The organism is Candidatus Absconditicoccus praedator, from assembly GCF_021057185.1.
Lineage (GTDB): Bacteria > Patescibacteriota > Gracilibacteria > Absconditabacterales > Absconditicoccaceae > Absconditicoccus > Absconditicoccus praedator.
In genome coordinates this window covers 561,322-582,186 of the sequence record NZ_CP054059.1, presented here as the reverse complement: position 1 = coordinate 582,186, position 20,865 = coordinate 561,322, and the positions used below count along the sequence as shown (strand labels likewise).

Below are 20,865 nucleotides of genomic sequence, written 5' to 3'. Positions count from 1 at the left end.
TTAAATTAATATATTTTCGTCTTTTAGTTGTTTTTTGAAAATTTCCAGACCTTTAAGGTCTGGATTTTTTTCAATCAATTCTTGTGCTGCTTTTTGTGTTTTTTCAATAAATTTGGTGTTGGTTAATATTTTTTCTGGTATATCCGCATATCATGACTGTCTTGTTCACATTATTTCTCAGCTTCACCTAGTTTCCAAGTCTATTTGAGAAAGTTTGAATCAGTCTGAGTATTTTTCCATAGATTTTAATCTTTGTATAGTGTTTGAAGATTTTGAAGTAGTTGTTAAAAAGCAATAAGACTGTATATCTGATCTTCAAACTCTACCACGAAGCTGGTGTAGTTGAGACAATCAAAATCTATCACTACTTTTAATTATCATAATAGTGGCTTGTGGTACATCTACTCACACTTCTATAACTGTTGTTGTTACAAGTATTTTTGTTTTTCATTCTTTGAAATCTTTCATAACTTCATCTTTTTCTTTGTTTTTAAGCTTTCAGTGTAGTAGTCATATCTCATTTTTTATTTCATTAAATAAGTTTTTTGTCTCTTCAAATTCTTCTGTGGCTGATGCTATCTCATCCAAATTTTCACTTTCTTCTATAAGAGGAGTAACAATATATACTTGTTGTCATTGTTGGATTTTGCTAATTATCCATGGTTTGATTTTTTTTAGTTCTTCTTCTTTCATTATTTTTGTGTATATAGGTTTTCTTCATTTGGGAAGTTCATTGATTGTGCTAACATCAAACTCTCCAAAAAATGCCAACGTCAAAGATCTAGGTATTGGTGTGGCTGTCATTTGAAGTATATGAGGGTTTCCAAATTTTTTGAGGTATCATCTTTGCTTTACTCAAAACTTGTGTTGTTCATCTATAACAACATAGAATAAATCAAAAAACTGTATATCTTCTTGTATGAGTGCTGTGGTACCAACAGCTATATTTGTGTTTCAGTTTTGTATATCTTGTTTGATTTTGGTTTTATTTTTCTGAGTAGTTGCTCAAACCAGTAATTGAATTTTTACTCAAAAGGGGAGTAGTATTTTATTTAAGTTTAAAAAATGTTGATGAGCCAAAACTTCTGTGGGAGCCAAAAAGGCGATTTGTTTTCAAAATTTTTTCCATACATAATATCAAATACAAGCAGCAACTATTGTTTTTCAGCTTCAAACATCTCACTGAAGTAATCTCATCATTGGTTTTCAGCTTTCAATATCTTCTATTCATTCTTTTATTGCTATTTTTTGAGGTTTTGTAAGTTCAAAATCTAGATTTTTTGTGAATTCTTTCACTATTTCCCAGCTTGGTTGGTCTTGAGAATTTTTACTGTTTTCTTTGTATTTTCTTCTTCAAATTATTGATATTAGTTGTAATTTAAGCATTTTTTCAAAATATATTCTATATTTAGCTTTTTTGATATGTTCATGATTTTGAGGAAAATGAATTTTTTCAATTGCTTCTTGGATGTTGTACAATCAGTATTTTTCCAGTAACCAGTCTGGTAAATTTTCTTCAAATAGCTTTTTGATGTTTTCTTTATTTTCTCGCATTTTTTTAGCAAACCGATTTGGTTTGATTCACATTAGTTCTGAATAAAGTGGAAAAATTCTTCATGTTTGAGATCTGGCATTTTCAGATTCTACAATTTGTGGGTTCCAAAAAATTATTTTTCAGGCTTGAATTTTGGGTTTTCATATTATTGTATAAACCTTTCCTACTTGAATAAATTTTAAATAATATGTATTATGTAAGATGTTTATATTTCATACAACTTCATCTTCGTCTTTGAATTTTATATCGATCAATTTTTTTCATCTTGGAGTTTTTGTCATGTTTTTTCATATAATTTCTCATTTTGTTGTTTGAGTTGTTCAGTCAATTTTTAATTGCGATAAGTTGTTTATTTGAGTTCTGTCCTCATAATCTCTAGGGAAGAAAAGAAAAAAATCTTTTAAATTGTTTATATCATTTTGTTTCAATATATTTATATATCTTGTTGATGTTTTTAGTTCTTTTAGGTCCATTTATTTTAAAGTTAGTATTGAAAAAAAGAAATATTTTTTTATAAGATAAAAAATTTATCTTTTATTGCAACATGAAATGAGTGATTTTAAAAATTTATTAGCAGTAGATTGGTGAAAAAAATATGTATGACTAGCTTACCAAAATGTTTGAACTGAGGTAATTTTCCCTATTTGATTTTTGCAAAATGATCCAAGTTTATTTTTTAATTTTTGAGATATAATAAGCAGATATAATATCTGAACTATATTAGTTTGATATCCCAAAAATCAGGAAGATATAAAAAAGAAAATAGATGATTTTATATCTCAAATTGAATTTATTATAAATGATGATGTAAAAATTAAAAAAGTAAATGAAGATTATTCTTCAGTACAAGCAAAATATACAGTTTGAGAATATAAAAAAAATGAAACTACTGATACTGTTGCTGCTATGAAGATATTACAAAATTATTTAAATGAAGAAAGATAAAATTATATTGTTGATAATTTGTTGAAAATTGCTTGACATTAAAACTTAAATCCTTAAAAGAGAGTTAACTGAACATTGATAAAAATTTTAAAAACTTTAAATCTTAGACAAATCAATAATGACTTTTGAAGTAAAAATGGATGATAAAAAAATAAAAGTAGACTTAAGTAATACAAACATAAAAGATATATTACAATATTGTAAGCCCAAAGAACAACTAGTTTTGCTAAGAAAGTATGGATTATATGATGGTAAAGAGACTCCTTTACAAAGAATAGGTAATGATTATGGTCTTACAAGAGAAAGAGTGAGACAAATAGAGAGTCAGTGATTAATGAGATTTAGAAGGTTGATAATCTGAAATGAAAGATACCTTAAGGTTATAGAAGAAGCAAAGAAAATTTTGGATATGAATTGAGGTTTCTTAGAAGAATCTGATCTTATTTCAAAAATAATAAATAAAGGTTTGTTTAAGTTTTCTACTGAAGAGTTGAAGTTGATTTTAGTTTCAGATTTTGATATATATCACTTAAAAAGAAATAGATTTATTGATAACAGTTTTTATATAGAGCCTGTTTTTGAAGATTTACTTACAGAAATTGCTCAATATTCCATATCTTACTTTGAAAAAGCATGAGAAAGTGAAGATATGTATGATTTTATTGATAAGTTAAAATCAAAGTTTTCAGAAAAATATGATGATGTTTCTTATCTGTCTAATAATGTTTTTTATGTTAATTTTTTTAAGTCAGTTTCCCAAATAAGTGTGTTTGATTGAAAAATTTGACATAGTAGTTTTACTGAAGTTAATCCTAAAACTATCAGACAAAAAATAGTTTATATTTTAAGGAGGGTTAATAAGCCTTTGCATTATCAAGAATTGTCAACTAAGATAATGGAATGGTTTAATTGAAAACCAGTAAAAGTAAGCACTGTTCATAATGAGTTAGTAAAGAATTCTAGCATGTTTGTGAATATGTGACTTTGAATATATGGTCTTAAAGAATGGTGATATGAGTGATGAACAGTGAAAGATATACTTGAAAGGGTTATGTGAAAAGCAAATAGACCAATGACAATAAAAGAGATAACAAAAGAAGTTTTAAAGGAAAAGATGATTAGTCCAAATACAATCATCTTAACTCTTCAAAAATATCAAGATAAATTTGAAAGAGTAGACAAATGAACTTATGTATTAAAAAAGATATAGTTATATAAAATCACAGAAAAAAATTAAAACTTGCCAAAATGGCAAGTTTTAATTTTCAAAAAAAGCCAGAGTGGTGGAATGGTAGACACGCATGCTTGAGGGGCATGTGGGCAGTAGCCCGTACCGGTTCGAGTCCGGTCTCTGGCATTTTTTATTTTATAAAAAAAGCAACTATTGTTGCTTTAAAAGTTATGTTATTATGTTGCTTCCACCTGATTGAGAATCTTGTCAGTTTGACTGTCAATCTCACTGTTGTCAACTCATCAAGGATTCTATAAATCAAGAAACTAATATTCAAATAACTTCTTCATCACTATTAACTTCTTTTCATGTCATTTGATTTAATACTTGTTTCATTTGTTGTATAGCTTCATACAATTCTCCTGAAACTTCTATAGTATGTTTTTGATTGTTGTTTGTTTGTTCATTATTTTCTTGTTCTGTCATTTTTTTTTATTAACTATTTAAATACCTACAACTTTATTCAAAAACAAAAAAATATCAAGGATAAATTAAGATAGAGTTTATATTTTATATAGGAAACTACTATTTTTATTTGCCAGATAGTAATAAAGAAACAAATTTTATATATATAGTTATTAATACTTGATTTGAAGCTTAAATTATTTATATATTTGCTAGTTCTGTATATTTTAAAAACTAATATTTCAAAAATGAAAAAAATACTTTATGTTTTGTGAGAAGGTTTTCGTCCTGAGGAATACTATTATCCCAAAAAAATTTTTGAAAAAAATAATTTTATGGTAATCACAACTTGAAAAAAACATACAATTCAAGCAAGCAATATCCCTTGAATGCCAGAGGAGCAGTCTGCTGATGTTACTTTTGATGAAGTCAATGTATGAGAATATGATGCTATTTTGATGGCCTGATGAAATCCAGCCTGGAAAAATCTTTTCAATGATGAGTCTTGCAAAAGGCTTTTTATAGAAGCTAGTGATAAAAGTATGTTGATTTGATGAATATGTGCTGCTCCAGCAGTTCTTGCTAATTACTGAATACTTGAATGAAAGGCTGCTACAGTTTTTCCTTGAATTTGAGAGTTTCTTGAGGAATGAGGAGCTAATTCTGTGTATGATGATGAATCGTGGAAAGGATATCCTATAGTACAGGTTGATTGAAATTTGATAACAGCAAATTGACCATGGGCAACAGAATCTTTTGCAAAAGCTGTAATTGAAAAATTAGGGTAAAACAATATTTTATAAAATTAAAATAAAACTATGAGTAAAAAGTTTTTTATAACAACACCAATATATTATACTAATGATATACCTCATATAGGTCATGCTTATGCTTCTTTGATAGCTGATTTTTATTCAAGACAAAAAAGACTTTTGGGGTATGAAGTGAAATTTTCTACTTGAGTAGATGAAAACAGTCAAAAAGCTTTGCAAAAAGCAGAAGAAAAAGGTATGGATATAAGTGATTATCTTGATAATATGGCTTATAAACACAAAAATGTGTGGGAAAATTTGGATATATCTTATACTGATTTTATCAGAACTACTCAGGAAGATCACAAAAATCTAGTACAAGAGGTTTTACAAGAAAGTTATGAAAACTGAGATATTTATCAATGAGAGTATGAAGGATATTATTGTGTATGATGTGAAGCATTCAAAAAAGAATCTGACCTTACCGAAGATTGACTTTGTCCAGATCATTTGAAAAAACCTGATTTTATCAAAGAAAAAAATTACTTTTTCAAGCTGTCAAAATATCAAGACGATTTGCTTAGATTTTATGAAGAAAATCCAAGCTTTGTGCAACCCAACTATAGATTCAATGAGCTTATAAACTTTGTAAAAGAATGATTAGAAGATTTTTCGGTATCCAGACAAACAAATAAATTTGGAATACCATTGCCATTTGATAATCAGCAGGTAACATATGTATGGTATGATGCATTGTTCAATTATGTGACAGTTTGTAAAAATTGAGATGAAAAATTTTGGCCGGCCGATTTTCACGTAGTTGGTAAAGATATTGCAAGATTCCACGCCATATATTGGCCTGCTATGTTATTGTCTGCTTGATATGAGTTGCCCAAAAATGTTATATCAACATGATTTTTTACCGTAGATGGTCAAAAAATGTCAAAATCACTTTGAAATGTAGTAGAACCAGTAAATACTGTACAAAATTACTGAAGAGATGCGCTTTTGCTGTATTTATTGTATGATATTAGTATATGAAGAGATGGTGATTTTGGATGGGAAAGATTTTTTGATGTTTACAATAATATGCTTTTGTGATGATGGTGAAATCTTGTTTCAAGAGTTTCCAAACTTTCTCAAAAAAACAATATAAATAAAGTACAGTTTGATATGTCTATTGAAAAAGAGTTTTTGGATCTTGCAAAGGATCTTGGGTATGATGAAAACCTTTTTGTAAATATGTTTGAAAACTGATTTGATAAAAACAAAATAGATGAGTATTTTGATACTGTGAATATAAATAGCTTCATAAGAGACTGGTATGATATAGTACAGCTTGCAAATAAGTTCATTGAAGAAAAGAAGCCTTGGGAGTTGTTGAAACAAGATGAAAATCAATGAAAACAAACACTATGTTTTCTGGTGTATATAATAAAAAATATAGCTATCATAACATCTCCTTTCCTTACAGAATGATTTGAGAAAACCAAACAATCACTTTGAACAGATTTGCTTGATTTTGATACATCAGAAACTATCAATGATGTTGAAGAAAGATTTAACTCAAAATCTTTTGATGTTAATCTGTCTCCTAAGTTTTTGTATCAAAAACTATAGTATATACAAACTTTATTTTACTAAATATTTCTTAGATGTTTTCTATATGAGCTCATACAAGTATAGCAGGTGGAATACAAAATAGTATCCCAAGGTCTCATAGTATATGAGCAGATGCTTTGCAAATATTTGCAAAGTCTCCAAGATGATGGTTTTACTCCAATGATAAAATTACAGATGATATAGTGCAAAAATGCCAACAAAGCTTTTCAGAAACAAATCATAAATACTGAATGATACATAGTGTATATCTAATAAATCTTGCGAAAGCTCCAAAAGATGCTGCAAAAGATGTAGATTCAGTAATTGATGATTTCAAAATTGCTGATAGAATTGGTTTTTCTAGTGTAAATGTACATCTTGGTAAATATTCTGATATGACAAAACAGCAAACTTTCCAAAATATGGCAGAAAATTTGGCAAAAATACTAGAAGCCACCAAAGATTATGATGTAGATTTTTTGTTTGAAAATACTTCTGGTCAATGAACTGAGGTATGATATCGTTTTGATGAGTTGGCAGAATTTTATGATTTTTTGAAAAAGTTTTTTTGACAGGAGTATGTAGAGCAGAAAGTTAAATTTTGTTTTGATACAGCTCATGGTTGGTGAGCTTGATACGATCTAAATGATTTTTGACAAGTTATGGATGAGTTTGATAAATTTTTGTGAAAAGACAATTTGTATTGTTTTCATCTAAATGATAGTAAAGCTATATGTGGAAGTAGATTGGATAGACATGCAAGTTTGTGAAGATGATTTGTATGATTGAATGCTTTGTTCCAGGTGGTTGATTGGGCTTATGACAACAACAAGCCAATCATACTTGAAACTCCTGACCCAGATTTGCGGAGTGAAGAAATACAAATGATCAGAAAATATATTTCTTGAGAATTTTCAGGGAAAGAAATTTTGGATTTTAACAATAAGTATTTTATGACAGAATACTTGAAAAAATTTGAAAAGTATATAACAAATCAATACGAAAGAGGTTTTTTCGGATAAATTTGACATACAGCTAAAAATTTATAAACTTGTATAAGCTATAAACTTTATATTTTGAATTTTAATTATGTCTGTTAGAGATTCTATGCTAAAACAACTTGATGATAGATTGAAAGTTGATGTTATGCCAACACTTACATCAGATTTTGTCAAAAAGTGAGATGTTTTAACTATAAACTTTGATGAAGAAGGTATAGAGTGTACTATTTATATAAAAATTGATAAAATAATAAAAGAAAAGGTTTCCAAAATAAGAACATCTTCATTAGTGATGTGAGATTTTTTATTGTATTTTTGAGAAGAAGAGTATGTTGGGCAGATATCTATAAATTTGCCAGTTTATATATGAGGTAAAAGAACAATTAACTATTCTTCTATGGAAATAAAAGATATGAAAATGGAAGAAAATAGTATCAAACAAATAAATGTGTACAAAACCTGAAAATGATGATTTTTCAATAATATTATAGATAAAATTTTAATGAAAAATTAAATATTATAAATAAACTGTAGCTTTAAAAGTTTGTACTAATTTTTTTATTAAGTATATTTTGTATCTTAAAAATCATAAAAAAAATTGTTTAAGTTTGGTATTGTAAGATTTTACTGTATTTGTATTAATTTTTCATAAATTCCTTCTCATCAAAATTGTATGTTTTCTTGTATATATTCTTTAGATGAAGTGGTAGGTAGTTGATTTGGTTGAATAAAGTAAATTTGTACATCGATTATTTGGTTATCAAATAATACAGATTTAATTTTGTTTTCAAATCATTTTATTTCATTTTGATCTAGTATTATTATTAGTTTTTCTGTGTTTTTAATTGACTCTTTAATATCTTCTGATAATAAAAATGTATAATCTGTAACACAAAATACATCATAATTTTTGTCTTCTTGTCTTGTAAGTGAAGTTGCTTGTACAATTTCTCATACCATACTTGCTCATACAAGAATTGTTCCATCCTCTCAAGTGAGTCAAAATTCTTTAAGTGAAATTAGTTTTTCATTTGTGTCTAAATTATCTTCTCAGTCTTTTGAAATTGTTCAAGGGAGCTCTTTTTCTGGTATCCTAATATATTGTTTATTGTTATTTCATAAAAAACCAAAAAAACTTACAAAATCAATTGGTTCTTTGATTTCTATATTGAAATTTTGCAATAGAGATATATCAGCAGTTTCAGGTACTTGTTTGTTGATAAAAGATGAGTATCAACTTCATATATTAATTATTGAAAAATTTGTATTTTTTGATTTTTGGATGAATGGTAACAAGTATCAAATATTTATTTGATCTATTATAATAAGTATATTTTTGTATTTTTCAGATGCTGCCATAAGTTTTCAATTTATTCAAAAATCAAATCTTTCATCTTCTAAACTTATAATTTTATCTTCAAGTCATTTTATTTTTGAATTTTCAGGTAGTTTTTCATATACTATCAAGTCAAATGGATTTTTTTCTTGAAAGTTGTTTAGTATGTTTCATGATCTAATATAGTCCGCTATGTTGATTGCTTGCATTGATAAAATTTAATTTATAAAACACCCCAATATAATCAAATTTATTATAATGTAAACTTTTTTTTTAAATTTTAATAAGTTCGTATTCAACATTTTTATTTTTAATAGTTTGTTGTATTGCTTTTTCATTTTTATTTTGTTGTGATTTTCAGGTTTTTATTTCCAAAAATACAATTTTTTTTAGATTTCAATTGCTTATCCCATCTAGTACTATATAATCAACTCACTTACCTACAAAGGTCATATCTTTAGGATTATATTTTATTTGGGGGAGTAGTGGAGCAATTTGCTCATATACTTGTCATGTTATTATTGATTTTGATTTTCAGATGGCTTGTTTTCTTGTTTTTTTGTTTTGCATCCAGTAATAAACTTTTGCAATAAGATATCATATTATTCATCAAATAATTACTCATACTAAAAGGTAATAAAACTCCATTTTTTTTGTTATGTTGTAAATTTATATATTTTAATTTCTTATAATTTTTTCTCAGTCAGTAAAATCTATAATTGTTGATGGTTTTCAATTTATTGTTCAGTCATTAACTACAACATCTATTTCTTTGATTATGTTTTCTTCTATTTGTTGTGGGTTGGTAATGTGTGGTTGATTTGATAGGTTTGCACTTGTGGATATAAATGGTTGCCTCAATGATTCTATAAATTTTTGTATTGGATGATTAATTATTCTTACTCATACTTTATTGTTTTGTCATATTCATTTAAGAAATTGGCTGTCTTTTTTTTGAAGTAATATAGTTATAGTATGATATTTTTCAAAATAGTTTTGTACTTGATTTTGGAAGTTTTTTGAAGTAAAAAAGTTTTGTGTAATCCATCAAATGTTGGGTGCAATTATCGAAATTGGTTTGTTGTGTTCTCTTTTTTTGATTTCATAAATTTTTTGTATAGTATAGGTTGTTGGTATTGCTCATATTCAATATATACTATCTGTAGGGTACAGAAAAATTTTTTCTTTTTGTGCTAAGTTGTGGTAATATTCAAGATTTTCAAATATTTTATTAGTTGTAGTTTGCATACTTGATAAGTTTAATTTACAAATAAATATTTATTTTTTTAATGTTTTTCACCTATTAGTCAAACTATTTTTAAAATAATGATCATTAAAAATAAAAAAATAAAAATTAATTGATTTTTAAGACTAAAAAAATATAAGAGGGCAATTTACTTTGAATTACAAATACATGACCTCACTTGATAAAAGAGAGGAGGAATTTGCTGAATCAAAATTAGATAATGAAAAAATTTCTGATAGTCTAAATGATCTTTTGGGGGTTTTGTCATTAGATTTTTATATAAATGAAGAAGGAATATTTATATGTTCTCAAAATAATTCTTCAAAATTTGATGTTTTAACTTTTTTGTCAGAACTTTTTAGAAAATGAGTATATATACATAATATAAATAAAAGATTGCTTGTAAATATTATGGATTGAATAAAAGTTGTTTCAGAAATGAAAATATGAGATAATATATTATCTTATGATCCAGAAGAAATAAGCTTTTATGAGAATTTAATATACTCAGATACTGAGTTTGCATACTTTGATGTGGAGCAATTTAATAAATCAGGCTATGTTTTTTCTAAGGACATATTATTCCTTGTAATGATAGATAAGTGAATTGTATGTTGATTTGAGTATGAAAATATAAGTTATATATCAGAAATGAAGGATTGAAGTATCATTATAGCCTCACCTCAAAATTTTAGTGAACAAACTTCTTTTCATTTTGTATATGAAAAAAACACATCTCCAAAAATACAATGAACTGAGTATGCTACTAGTGGATTACCAACTAAGTCAATATTAAAGGTTTGACAAATTTCGGACTTGAATGATCCTGTTATAATTAGGTTACCAGAGAATTCTTGAAAAGTGTATAATATTTTTTGAGAACTTATCTCAGAGTTAGATGTAAAAGATACAAAATTGGAATTGGAATCTAAGTGTTGAAATTGAACAAAAATTATAGAAAATAACTGAGAAGTTTTATTAGTTGCAGAGAAAATTGGTTATTTGTTCGAGGATGGTAATTGAGTAGTGCATGTAATAGATGAACCTTATTACGAGTGAGATATAAAAGATAGATACTGAGAAATTATAATTGATAGTGATGATTTGTGTGTTAGTTGAAATATAGAATCAAATCAAAAAGTTTACTGTACAAATTTAACAGTAAAAAAATGAATTGTTTACTGAAGTATTCAATCTAATTCTTGAAGAATAGAATCTTGAAGTGTTTGTATGTGAGAGATTGTAAGTGATTCTTGAGCTATAATAACAAGATGAAGGATTTCAAACTCATTTTTGAGAAGTATTGATTGACAGATAGTTGTAAACTATGCAGAAAATTCAACTATTGTGTGATCTAATATTACCATAAAAAATGCAATAAATTGTGTTATAGTTGGAGATAAGATAACTTTAGTTAATTGTTCTGAGTCTAAAATACATTGAATAGAAATTATAATTCAATCTATAAATACTGATAAACCAAAATGAAGATCTATTAACTCTGAAGAAAGAATAATTCTTGATGATTCAACAAACATATTAGTTCCTGTTTTATCAATATCTGATAATCAATCTGCAGATGCCATAAAAACAGAAGAAATACTCAACTTAGTCAGAAAAAAATTGGTATTAAAAAAAAGAAAATTAGAAGAGTTAGAAAATGATGAAGAAATACAAAAATGAAAAAAAATATTTGAACTTTTTAGAAAAGATCAAAACTATTTAAAGAGCCTATCTTCATCATGAAAAGAGCAAGCAAGATTTCTTATTGCAAGAATACAAAAGGAATATTTACCATTAGAAGAGGATTATAAAAAATATAGAAGGTATTATGATTCTTTAGTTGAAAGACTAAGTGAGTCACAAAGAAATATTGAAAATTTATGAGACCCTAAAATTTTTGTGGAATGAATATATTCTAATAATATAGCATTAATATCATATTTAATTAAAAATAATGTTTTTCCTTATAGAGTTACTATTAATAATTATGAGAGGTTGTTAAAAAGTACTAGAATGCTGATACCTCCAATGCCTACCAGAAAAAAAGATAAATATACAAGTAAAGTTGATGTCAACCATTCTACACTAAGAGAAGCATTAATGCAAAAATCTGTAGAAAATAGAGAAATTTTTTGAGTTGTAAGAGATGATAAATACTCTCCAAGATCTGAATTTTTAATGAATGTTACTAAAGATACAACTTTAGAGGATAAATCAAAAGCTATAAAGCCTTTATTAGATAGGTTTTATAGTGAGGAGTTTCAAGAGGATGATATACCTGTTTGATTAAGTTGAGCTTTTTCATCTTTGACTTGAAGAACAATAGAGTCTCCTAAAATTTTAATACCAATAGTAATAAATTGACAGTGGAGATGACTGGTTTTCAATATTAGTATTACTTGAATATGATGTTGTCTTTTGTATGAAGAAGGTTTGGAAAAGGAAATTATAAAACACGATAATATTATGGTTGATTTTTCAATCTTATGAGAAGATTTTATGTTAGATATATATGTGAGGTGGACCGATATAAAAAACTGATGTATGTTTGTAGGATGAAATTTTTTTGAATTAAGTCAACTTTCAAGAGATAGAATAAAAGAAAAAAAGTGATTACTAGATCAAAAAATAAGACAAATAAAAACTCAAAAAACGAAATAAAATATGATTGACATTTGTTTTTTTGTATATATATTGTCTTGTAATTTATATTTATTTTGAACTGATGACTGATAATGCTAAAAATACAATAAGAAGTGGTGAAGAAACGCTTTCTTCTAAAGTTTCTGATAATAGTAACAGCATTTCTGATATGCTAAAAGATGAACTTTGATTGCCAATTACTTTTAGTAATGAAGGTGTTTTTTTTGAATTTTCTTCAGATTTATCAAAAAAGTCCTTGTTGAATTATCTTAAAAAAATTTTTGAAGAATGATTTTTTATAGAGTGAATAGATGAGAATTTTGAAAGTATACTAGATATAATAGTTAATAAAAATGTCTCAGAAGACAGTATTAAATTGTGAAAAAGTTTTAAAAAATTTGATTTAGAAGAAAAGCAGTCATACCAAAAAAGATTAAAAGAAAAAAGCTGAAAAATATTGTTTAATTTTTGAAAAATAGTAAAAGACTGATGAATGAAGCGCAAGGATATTGAAAGTCCAATAGAAAAAGATAAATTATTTTCAATACTTTTGGAGTATTGAGTAGTTTTTGGTTTAGATTTTGAAAAAATAGATAAATCAGTTCAAGAGATTGAAGAGCAAGTACAGACATGAAAAAATAATCAATTTGTTGATATTATAGCTGAATGAATTCAGCCTAAAAATTGAGAAGATGCATACTTTGAACATTTAATAGACATAGAAAAAGACTTTTCTCCCTTAGATAGAGAAGATTGAAAAGTTGACATGAAAAGGGCTAAGAATCCTATTCCTCAAATAACAGATCTGTCTGATCCAAGATTAATTAGAAAGGTTCCACCAACAATTTGATATCCTTGAATGACTGTTTTTTGAACGGAACTTAGGCAGGTCCATTGAAAGGATCACAACTTGAGAAGATTTTCTTGAAAATGAACTAATATAGAAGTAGTTGATTGAGTTGAGTATCTTGTTGCTAAGACTGCTTGATTTATATCAAAAGATTCAAAATGAAAAATAAGTATAACTTCAGAATGTATAAATAACACAAATATATGACCCAAAACCTGAATACTTCAAATAGATGCAGAAAATTTTCATCAATTTTGAACTGTAGAAAATTGATATTGAATAGAATGAAAAAATATAGTGTTAAAGTGAGGAAAGTTAAATTGATTTTTGAAGTCAAATTGATGAAAGATTATTTTGTTTGAGGATTCTGTTTGATGAGACATTGAAAATATTGGAGGGTCTTTAATGGTTAAATGAAAGTTAATAAATTCTGAAGTTAGATGTGTTTATTGAAAAACAAAAGTTGAGTATGCTGAGAATTCTATAATAATTTGAACTGATGTTGAAGTAAGGAAAGCTGTAAATTGTATAATAATTTGAGATAATATATCTATTTGAAGCAGCTATTGAAATAATATTCATTGTTCAGGATCTTTACATATGGATAATAATTGAATGTTAAGTGGATGAAACATGACTGAATGATTAACCACAAATATAATGCTTTCTGTAGATAAGGTTAGACTTATGTCGCAAGAAGAACTCAATTCAATGCAACTAGAATTAGAAGAGATAAATAGAGAAATATCAGAAATAAATGCCGATTTAGAAAAAATAAAATCTTCTAAAGAAGTTCAAAATGCAATTAGTTTTTTTGAAAAATATAAAAAATGAGAAGTAAATCTTAGAGATCTTCCACACTCAAAAAGACAATTAATATTGGGTTTATTTAAAAAATTACAAACATCAGTATTTGATAAACAAAAAAAATTGAGTAATTTAAAAAATAGAAGAGAAGAAATAAACAAAAAAATTGAAGATGCAGAAAATAGAGTTAAATCAGATGGATATATAAACATTAAAAACAATAGTAGTGATATTAATTTTATTTATTATTTATTATGAAATTATACGTCTTGAAGAGTTGGTTTAGATAATTATGGATCCTATTTAAATGCAGTTAGAAGATGAACTCCATACTTTCCTAAAAAAATTTCTAAAACACTAAGCTCTAGTTTTAGATATGAAATAAAAAATCTTAGAGAAGAGCTAGAAACTTTGGTTATAGAAGATAAGGAGGATTTTTGAACAGAAAGACAGTATCATAGAGTTGAGTTTTTATATAGATGATGAAAAGAACTTAGTTTAGAAAATAGGATAGGTTATATAAAAGATGCTTTAAGTAATATAGAACAAATTAGAGATAAGAAATTTATTGATGTTTCTAGTTTGGATTGAGTTGAAGTAGAAAAGGTTCCTTTAGGTTATTCCTTATTAATGCCAGTTTGAATAAATGGTAATTGGAAGTGAGTAATTTTAGATTTAAGTTCAGCTTGAATTTGATTTTGATTAGAAAAAAAAGAGTGAGTTGATTCTGATATTATAGAAAATGATTTGGTAAGATTAGATTTAAATATATTATGAGAAGAATTATTGGTGGATGTGTATGTGAGGAGGATTGTAGAAAAGAATTGACATATTATTGTGTGAGGAAATTTTTATTATCCCAATCCAGAAACTTCCAGAAAAATAAATGAAATAAAAACTAAGCTTGAATGAAAGATTAATCAAATAAATAGAAGTCACGATAAAAAAAGGCTTGAAACAAAATCTACTACACGAGAGAGAAGAAAGCCTAGAAAATAGTAGAGTATTTTCCAGTTCTGTTTGATTATTTCAAATTTAGAGAAAAATCATTTGATTTTTTATTTGATCTAATTATACTATACTTAGTTGTAACAAAAATCTGCTTTTGAATTTTTGGGCAACTAGGGTGATGCCCGTTTTTTTATAAAATTATCTTACAAAATATGAGTAATACAGGTACAATAGACAAGTTGACAGATAAGTGATTTGGATTTATTTTAACTGATAGTTGAGAAAGTGTTTTCTTTCATGCAAGTGCGTTATGAGAAGGTCAAGATTGATATGAAGCATTTAATGAATTAGAAGAATGAGATAAACTAACATTTAATATAATTGAAGGAGAAAATGGTAAACCAAAAGCTACTAATGTTAAAGTTGATTAGTTATTCTTAGAAAGTTTAAATAAAAAACAGGAATTTAATTCCTGTTTTTTATTTGTAAAAAAATGAAGTTTATATTATTGAATACCTGATATTATTTGTATTCAGTTGTCAGTAACTAAAACAGTATACTCCCATTGTGCTCATAAATCTTCATTTTCTGTATACAAATTCCAGTCATTTCAGGGCTTGGTTTTTATGTCTTCAGACAATATTGATGTTATTGGTTCTAATGCTAAGACCATATTTTTTTCAAATTTTATTTTTTTTGTTTCTGGGTGGGGCCAGTTGTATATATGAGGTTTTTCATGTACCTTGTCTCAAACTCAATGTCAGGTAAGATTTTTTATTACACTAAAATCATTACTCATCATTGTTGAGTATATTGTTTTTGAATATTCAAAAAGAGGTACTCAAGGAGCTATTTTTTCCATGGCTGTATCAAGTGCATGTTTTGTTGTTTTGTATAATTCCTTTCATAATTGATTTGAATTGTCTCATCATACAATGACAGTTATAGCACTATCAGAAATTCATCAATTATATACAATTCATGCATCTATTTTCAAAACATCTCATTCTTTTAGTTGGTACTCATCTGGTATTCAGTGAACTATACAATCGTTTACAGATAGACAAAGATTTGCGGGGAATCACATATATCATTTAAATGCTCATTTTAGTCATTTTCTATTAATATAATCTTGTGCTATAGATTCAAGATATGATAATCTGACTCACACTCATACAGCATCTTTAACTAAATGTAAAAGTTCTGTTAGGTACTTTCAAGATTCTTTAATGTTTTTAATTTTTGATTCAGATTTAGAAAGCATTTATATAACTTTTAAAAAAGTTTAAAACAATTATTTTTCTTCTTCTGTATTATTGTCAGAATCGTCTTCTTCTGGTCACTCATCGTCTTCTTCTCATCATTCTAGGAAAGCTTCAAGCATGTCTTCAAGCATATATCAATTTATATATTCCTCTGACAGATCTGGATAGTTTTCTTTATATATTCCTCTAATATCTTCTATAATTTTTTTGGTAGGTTCAGCAACTTTTGCATTAATTGTTATTTCTTCTTCCATTTTTATAATTTATTAACAAATAAAAAGCCATTATAATAAGAATATAAAAATTTTCAATATTTATTTTGAAAAAGTAGTATGTTATAATAAAATAAAGTGTTTAGAAAATTTATTTATTACAATTAATTCAATAGTTAACTTGAAATAAACAAATAAAACTTTATAAGAATTTCTGATTTAACTTTAAATAAAATTACATCAAATGGAAGCTATTAAATCAAGATTAGATGAGTTTTATAATCAAAGAGTTAAAAAAGACAATAGTTTGAAGCAAAGATTAAAAAATGCTTTAAGTAAAAAGGCTGCCAATGAAGAATATTATCATCTTTGTCAATGAATAGAGTTTCCAAACTATCCGTGAGTAAAATTTCATAAAATAGCATGACTTTGGCATTATGTAGATGATCAAACTGCTAAAGACATATTAGAAAAATATAGGGAAAAAAATAAATGAAGAGATCTTACTATAAGTAGGTCTTTTTGATTGAGTTTAGTTGAATTAAAAAAAATAAAAGAAGCATGACTTTCTAGGCTAAAGCAACAATATCCAAATATTTTACCAGGAAGATGGGATGCTAAAAAGGAGGTTTATAATCTAAAAAAATCTGCAGAAAAAAAGTGAGAAGATTGAAGAAAAAGTTTGAATGAAAAGTATTCTGAGAATATAATTAAGCAGCAATGATTGAGTTTCCCAAGGTATCCCGATTGTAAGCTTTATAAAATTTGATGACTTTTTCATTATGTAGATGAAGAAACTGCTTTAGAGATAATGGAATTGGAGAAAAATAAAACTCCTAATTTTCATACTTGAGAGCTGTCTTCATCTAATGTTCAACATTTAGAAACTATAAAAAAGAGATGATTGGATAGGCTTAGAAAGAGATATCCAGAATTAAATCCAGAATATTTAAATAATGATTATGTTTTGGCTTTTTTGCAAAATCAACTAGAAAAAACCAATAAAATTTTGAACAAAATAGATTTAGACTCTGATTTTGAGTGATTAAAATCTCAATTAATTGATATAGTCTCTAGATCTTTTCCAAAAACAACTCAGAAGCAAAATATGAAATTTTCTTTGTGAACTGATAAAAAAAACAATACACATTATGTACAAGTAGGAAGTGTTGTTTATTTTATTGATAAGCCTACAGCTATACTAATACAATGATATATTAAAGAAAAGCAAAAAAGGTTTAATGTTTGTTGATTGTCACCTATAGAAGTTGGTATTCTTAGAGAAGTTGTGCAAAAAATATTAAAAACAAAAAAGTTTTCTAAAAAATCTTCTTAGTATTATTTAAAACAACAAATACTTGCAAAAGTATTTTTATTGATATATCTAATTTTGTATTTTGTATTGTTGTTTTCATCTTTTTCAATAATGTTTATTAAACTTCCTTTGTTACTTTCATGTTGTTTTTTGGGTCTTTTTGTGGTTTATTCATTAATGTTTGAAAAGCTTCTTCAGACTTGGATTTTTGTTGGAATTTGTTTTTTAAGATATTTTGTATATCAAGAATATCTTTTCATTCCAAAATATTAAAAACTTTATTTAAAGTGTTTTCTCAATATATTGTTTTAAATCATTCTTCAATTAATTTTATTAGAGTTTGTATAATTATTTTATCTTCTTCTTTAGGTCAATCTTTATTATAAGGTTTATTGATAGACTTTTTTAATAATCTTAAAAAATGTTCATCAGCTTCTCATATTTCTCAGTTTGGTTTTTTTAAAAATCTTATACAATACGATTTTAATGCTGTTATATCTTGGCTGGATAATATTTTTTTAGGTACTTGGAAATTACTTAGAGTGTGAATACTTTCATTTTGCAAATATTTTTCTAAAAAACTTTCTATAGAGTGTGTTTGTTCAGAATAAGCATCCTTTTCAGTATTATTTTTTGCTTCAGCCAGCTTTGGTATATTCATAATGAATTTTTATCGTTAAATACTTTCATACCTATAATTTATTTTTAGGCAAATGCAATACATACTTTTAAGAAAAAAATTAAGATTGAATTAAGATTAAATGTTATTATAAATTTATCATGAATCTAACAACATCTACAAAAATAAGTTTAAAATTCACTTTGTTTACAACGATATTACTATTTTTGTTTGGTATAATAGTAAACTTTTTTTATTTTTCTCAATGGTATAGTCAAGAAAAAGCTTTTCTTGAAGAAAGGTCTACTGTGTTTCAGCTATTTGGTTTTGATCCTATGGTTCCCAAACATCTTCGTCATTCTTGACCTTGAGATACAATAAGTCTGGATAACGTTTTGGCTAAGGAGATATTAGAAAATGATGTTTTATTTAACATATCAAGAATTGATAATGATTATGTATTATATTCTATTTCTTGAGAAAATTTGTCATATTCAGTTGTCACTTACCATATATTTTCGCAGTTGAACCTTTTGCTTATAAATTTTTATATGATAATATTTTTTATAGTGTTGGCTTATTTTGTTTCTCACTATTTTGTGAGAACATCTCTAAAAAGACTTAGGTCACTTGTTTCACAAACAAAAAGTTTAGATATAGAAAATCTTAATAATCCTATAAGTATGGATTGACCTTATGACGATGAGATAAAAATACTTTCTGATACAATAAATAAGTCAATGAATAAGATATATGTTCAGGCAAAATCATTGAAAAATTTTATATCAAATGCATCTCATGAAATAAAGACTCCACTTATGGAAATAAGTTCTCAACTGGATTTGATTTCTATGAAATATGGTGCAAAGCAGGAAATTTCACAGATAAAGTCAACCATTAAAAATATGAATTCTCTAATAGAAAACTTATTGTTTCTTACCAAGATACAGTCATCATCAACTGATTTTTCTATAGAAAAGTTTAATGCTTCCAATTTGGTTAACAGTTGTATACAAAAAATTGAATCTTTTTATACTAATAAAAAAATAAATATAGAGAAAAAAATACATGATGATATATATTTGAGTTCGAATTATCAACTTTTTGAAGTTCTTGTAAAAAATCTTGTAGAAAATGCTTTTAAATATACAAAAAACAATTGAAATATAAAAATCTATTTTGATAACAACTTTTTTGAAATTGAAGATGATGGTATATGAATAAGATCGGAAAACTTACAAAAAATATGGCATAGTTTTTATCAAGAAGACTCAGCAAAAACTGATATAAAAAGTTTTTGAATGTGACTTTATATTGTGAAGCAAATAATTGATTTGTTGGATTATGATGTTGATGTAAGTTCGGAAGTTTGAAACTGAACTAAATTTACTATAAAATTTAATAAAAATGAAAATACTAATAGTTGAAGATAATAAAACAATTGCTAATGCTATACAAGAAATGCTACAAGCAAATTGATATGATTCTGATATAGCAGATGATCTTGAAGTTGCTAAAAAGCTTTTCAAAAAAAATAAATATAATCTTGTTTTGTTGGATTTGATGTTGCCTTGATGAGATTGAATGGATTTTTGTGAGTATACAAGAGAAAAAACTAATATTCCAATCATTATAACAACATCCAAGCATCAGCTTGAAGATAAATTAGAATGATTTGACTTGTGAGCGGATGATTATCTTGTGAAACCATTTGATTTTGAAGAACTATTAGCAAGAGTAAAAAGGCTACTTGAAAGAACAAATCAGGTTGATAAATTTGAATTTGAAGATGTAGTGATATATTTAAATCAAAAAAAGGTGTATAAAAATTGAGAAAAAGTAGAATTCACTAACAAAGAAATTTCTTTGATTGAGTGTTTGTTAGATCATTTTTGAACTGCTGTTTCAAGGACAGATATAATTGATTATATTTGGTGATGAGATATTTTTGATAATGATAATAAACTTGATGTTTATATATCCAATATTAGAAGAAAACTTGGTAAAGGGATTATAAAAACAGTGAAATGATTTTGATATAAAATTGAAAAATAAATATGTTTAATGTTTATTTAAGGTTTTGTTTTACACTTAATAATTAGTCCTTAATTAAAAGGACTATGAAAC

At 26.1% G+C, this 20,865-nt stretch carries 20 protein-coding genes and 1 tRNA gene; 13 read left to right on the top strand and 8 right to left on the bottom strand.

Features of this window, described 5'->3' with window-relative positions; genetic code table 25:
* Positions 1 to 2,028, bottom strand: coding sequence for an ATP-dependent DNA helicase RecG (gene recG, locus HLG78_RS02870; protein ID WP_231176113.1), 2,028 nt, complete (start codon positions 2,026 to 2,028; stop codon positions 1 to 3).
* A 76-nt stretch (positions 2,029 to 2,104) separates the two neighbouring features.
* Here recG and HLG78_RS02865 point away from each other — a divergent pair, with 76 nt between their 5' ends.
* The 3 genes from HLG78_RS02865 to HLG78_RS02855 all read left to right on the top strand — a co-directional run bounded on the left by HLG78_RS02865 (position 2,105) and on the right by HLG78_RS02855 (position 3,857).
* Positions 2,105 to 2,500 (top strand): RuvX/YqgF family protein, encoded by a 396-nt coding sequence (locus HLG78_RS02865; RefSeq protein WP_231176112.1) that lies wholly within the window; start codon positions 2,105 to 2,107, stop codon positions 2,498 to 2,500.
* 118 nt (positions 2,501 to 2,618) lie between these two features.
* Positions 2,619 to 3,710, top strand: coding sequence for an HTH domain-containing protein (locus tag HLG78_RS02860; RefSeq protein ID WP_231176111.1), 1,092 nt, complete (start codon positions 2,619 to 2,621; stop codon positions 3,708 to 3,710).
* A gap of 64 nt (positions 3,711 to 3,774) precedes the next feature.
* Positions 3,775 to 3,857, top strand: a tRNA-Leu gene (locus HLG78_RS02855).
* 42 nt (positions 3,858 to 3,899) lie between these two features.
* Here the strand turns inward: HLG78_RS02855 and HLG78_RS02850 are convergent.
* Positions 3,900 to 4,157, bottom strand: a complete 258-nt coding sequence (locus HLG78_RS02850) for a hypothetical protein (RefSeq protein ID WP_231176110.1) — start codon at positions 4,155 to 4,157, stop codon at positions 3,900 to 3,902.
* A 227-nt stretch (positions 4,158 to 4,384) separates the two neighbouring features.
* Between HLG78_RS02850 and HLG78_RS02845 the strand changes: the two genes are divergently transcribed.
* From HLG78_RS02845 to HLG78_RS02830, 4 genes are all read left to right on the top strand, one after another.
* On the top strand, positions 4,385 to 4,924 hold the full coding sequence (locus HLG78_RS02845) for a DJ-1/PfpI family protein (RefSeq protein WP_231176109.1): 540 nt from the start codon (positions 4,385 to 4,387) through the stop codon (positions 4,922 to 4,924).
* Positions 4,925 to 4,954: 30 nt separating this feature from the next.
* Positions 4,955 to 6,508 (top strand): methionine--tRNA ligase, encoded by a 1,554-nt coding sequence (gene metG, locus HLG78_RS02840; protein ID WP_231176108.1) that lies wholly within the window; start codon positions 4,955 to 4,957, stop codon positions 6,506 to 6,508.
* Between the two features lie 35 nt (positions 6,509 to 6,543).
* Entirely contained in the window at positions 6,544 to 7,512 is a 969-nt protein-coding gene (locus HLG78_RS02835; protein WP_231176107.1) for a deoxyribonuclease IV, read from the top strand.
* A 67-nt stretch (positions 7,513 to 7,579) separates the two neighbouring features.
* Entirely contained in the window at positions 7,580 to 8,005 is a 426-nt protein-coding gene (locus tag HLG78_RS02830) for a hypothetical protein (protein WP_231176106.1), read from the top strand.
* Between the two features lie 110 nt (positions 8,006 to 8,115).
* Here the strand turns inward: HLG78_RS02830 and HLG78_RS02825 are convergent, their stop codons facing one another.
* From HLG78_RS02825 to HLG78_RS02815, 3 genes are all read right to left on the bottom strand, one after another.
* Positions 8,116 to 9,036: a hypothetical protein gene (locus HLG78_RS02825; RefSeq protein WP_231176105.1), complete on the bottom strand. Its 921-nt coding sequence runs from the start codon at positions 9,034 to 9,036 to the stop codon at positions 8,116 to 8,118.
* Positions 9,037 to 9,100: 64 nt separating this feature from the next.
* Positions 9,101 to 9,475 (bottom strand): Holliday junction resolvase-like protein, encoded by a 375-nt coding sequence (locus HLG78_RS02820; protein WP_231176104.1) that lies wholly within the window; start codon positions 9,473 to 9,475, stop codon positions 9,101 to 9,103.
* Positions 9,476 to 9,505: 30 nt separating this feature from the next.
* A complete protein-coding gene (locus HLG78_RS02815; RefSeq protein ID WP_231176103.1) occupies positions 9,506 to 10,075 on the bottom strand; it encodes an L-threonylcarbamoyladenylate synthase in 570 nt (189 codons plus the stop codon).
* A 166-nt stretch (positions 10,076 to 10,241) separates the two neighbouring features.
* Between HLG78_RS02815 and HLG78_RS02810 the strand changes: the two genes are divergently transcribed.
* The 3 genes from HLG78_RS02810 (at position 10,242) to HLG78_RS02800 (ending at position 15,758) form a co-directional block, all read left to right on the top strand.
* Positions 10,242 to 12,737, top strand: a complete 2,496-nt coding sequence (locus HLG78_RS02810; protein WP_231176102.1) for a hypothetical protein — start codon at positions 10,242 to 10,244, stop codon at positions 12,735 to 12,737.
* A 64-nt stretch (positions 12,738 to 12,801) separates the two neighbouring features.
* Positions 12,802 to 15,375, top strand: a complete 2,574-nt coding sequence (locus HLG78_RS02805) for a flagellar assembly protein A (RefSeq protein WP_231176101.1) — start codon at positions 12,802 to 12,804, stop codon at positions 15,373 to 15,375.
* Between the two features lie 164 nt (positions 15,376 to 15,539).
* Positions 15,540 to 15,758, top strand: coding sequence for a cold-shock protein (locus tag HLG78_RS02800; protein WP_231176100.1), 219 nt, complete (start codon positions 15,540 to 15,542; stop codon positions 15,756 to 15,758).
* A 74-nt stretch (positions 15,759 to 15,832) separates the two neighbouring features.
* On the opposite strand, the gene map is transcribed toward HLG78_RS02800, so the two are convergent.
* Together map and HLG78_RS02790 are read right to left on the bottom strand one after the other, a co-directional pair.
* Positions 15,833 to 16,591 carry a type I methionyl aminopeptidase gene (map, locus tag HLG78_RS02795; protein WP_231176099.1) on the bottom strand — a complete coding sequence of 253 codons (759 nt, stop codon included), beginning with the start codon at positions 16,589 to 16,591 and terminating at the stop codon, positions 15,833 to 15,835.
* Positions 16,592 to 16,621: 30 nt separating this feature from the next.
* A complete protein-coding gene (locus HLG78_RS02790; protein ID WP_231176098.1) occupies positions 16,622 to 16,846 on the bottom strand; it encodes a hypothetical protein in 225 nt (74 codons plus the stop codon).
* Positions 16,847 to 17,048: 202 nt separating this feature from the next.
* On the opposite strand from HLG78_RS02790, the gene HLG78_RS02785 reads away from it, so the two are divergent.
* Positions 17,049 to 18,140 carry a hypothetical protein gene (locus tag HLG78_RS02785; protein WP_231180847.1) on the top strand — a complete coding sequence of 364 codons (1,092 nt, stop codon included), beginning with the start codon at positions 17,049 to 17,051 and terminating at the stop codon, positions 18,138 to 18,140.
* 97 nt (positions 18,141 to 18,237) lie between these two features.
* Here HLG78_RS02785 and HLG78_RS02780 read toward each other — a convergent pair whose 3' ends face one another.
* Positions 18,238 to 18,780 (bottom strand): hypothetical protein, encoded by a 543-nt coding sequence (locus tag HLG78_RS02780; protein ID WP_231180846.1) that lies wholly within the window; start codon positions 18,778 to 18,780, stop codon positions 18,238 to 18,240.
* Between the two features lie 119 nt (positions 18,781 to 18,899).
* Between HLG78_RS02780 and HLG78_RS02775 the strand changes: the two genes are divergently transcribed.
* Positions 18,900 to 20,171, top strand: a complete 1,272-nt coding sequence (locus tag HLG78_RS02775) for a sensor histidine kinase (protein WP_231180845.1) — start codon at positions 18,900 to 18,902, stop codon at positions 20,169 to 20,171.
* Positions 20,146 to 20,793 carry a response regulator transcription factor gene (locus HLG78_RS02770; RefSeq protein ID WP_231180844.1) on the top strand — a complete coding sequence of 216 codons (648 nt, stop codon included), beginning with the start codon at positions 20,146 to 20,148 and terminating at the stop codon, positions 20,791 to 20,793. Before HLG78_RS02775 ends, HLG78_RS02770 begins: the two co-directional genes overlap by 26 nt.
* The last annotated feature ends 72 nt before the right edge of the window (positions 20,794 to 20,865 follow it).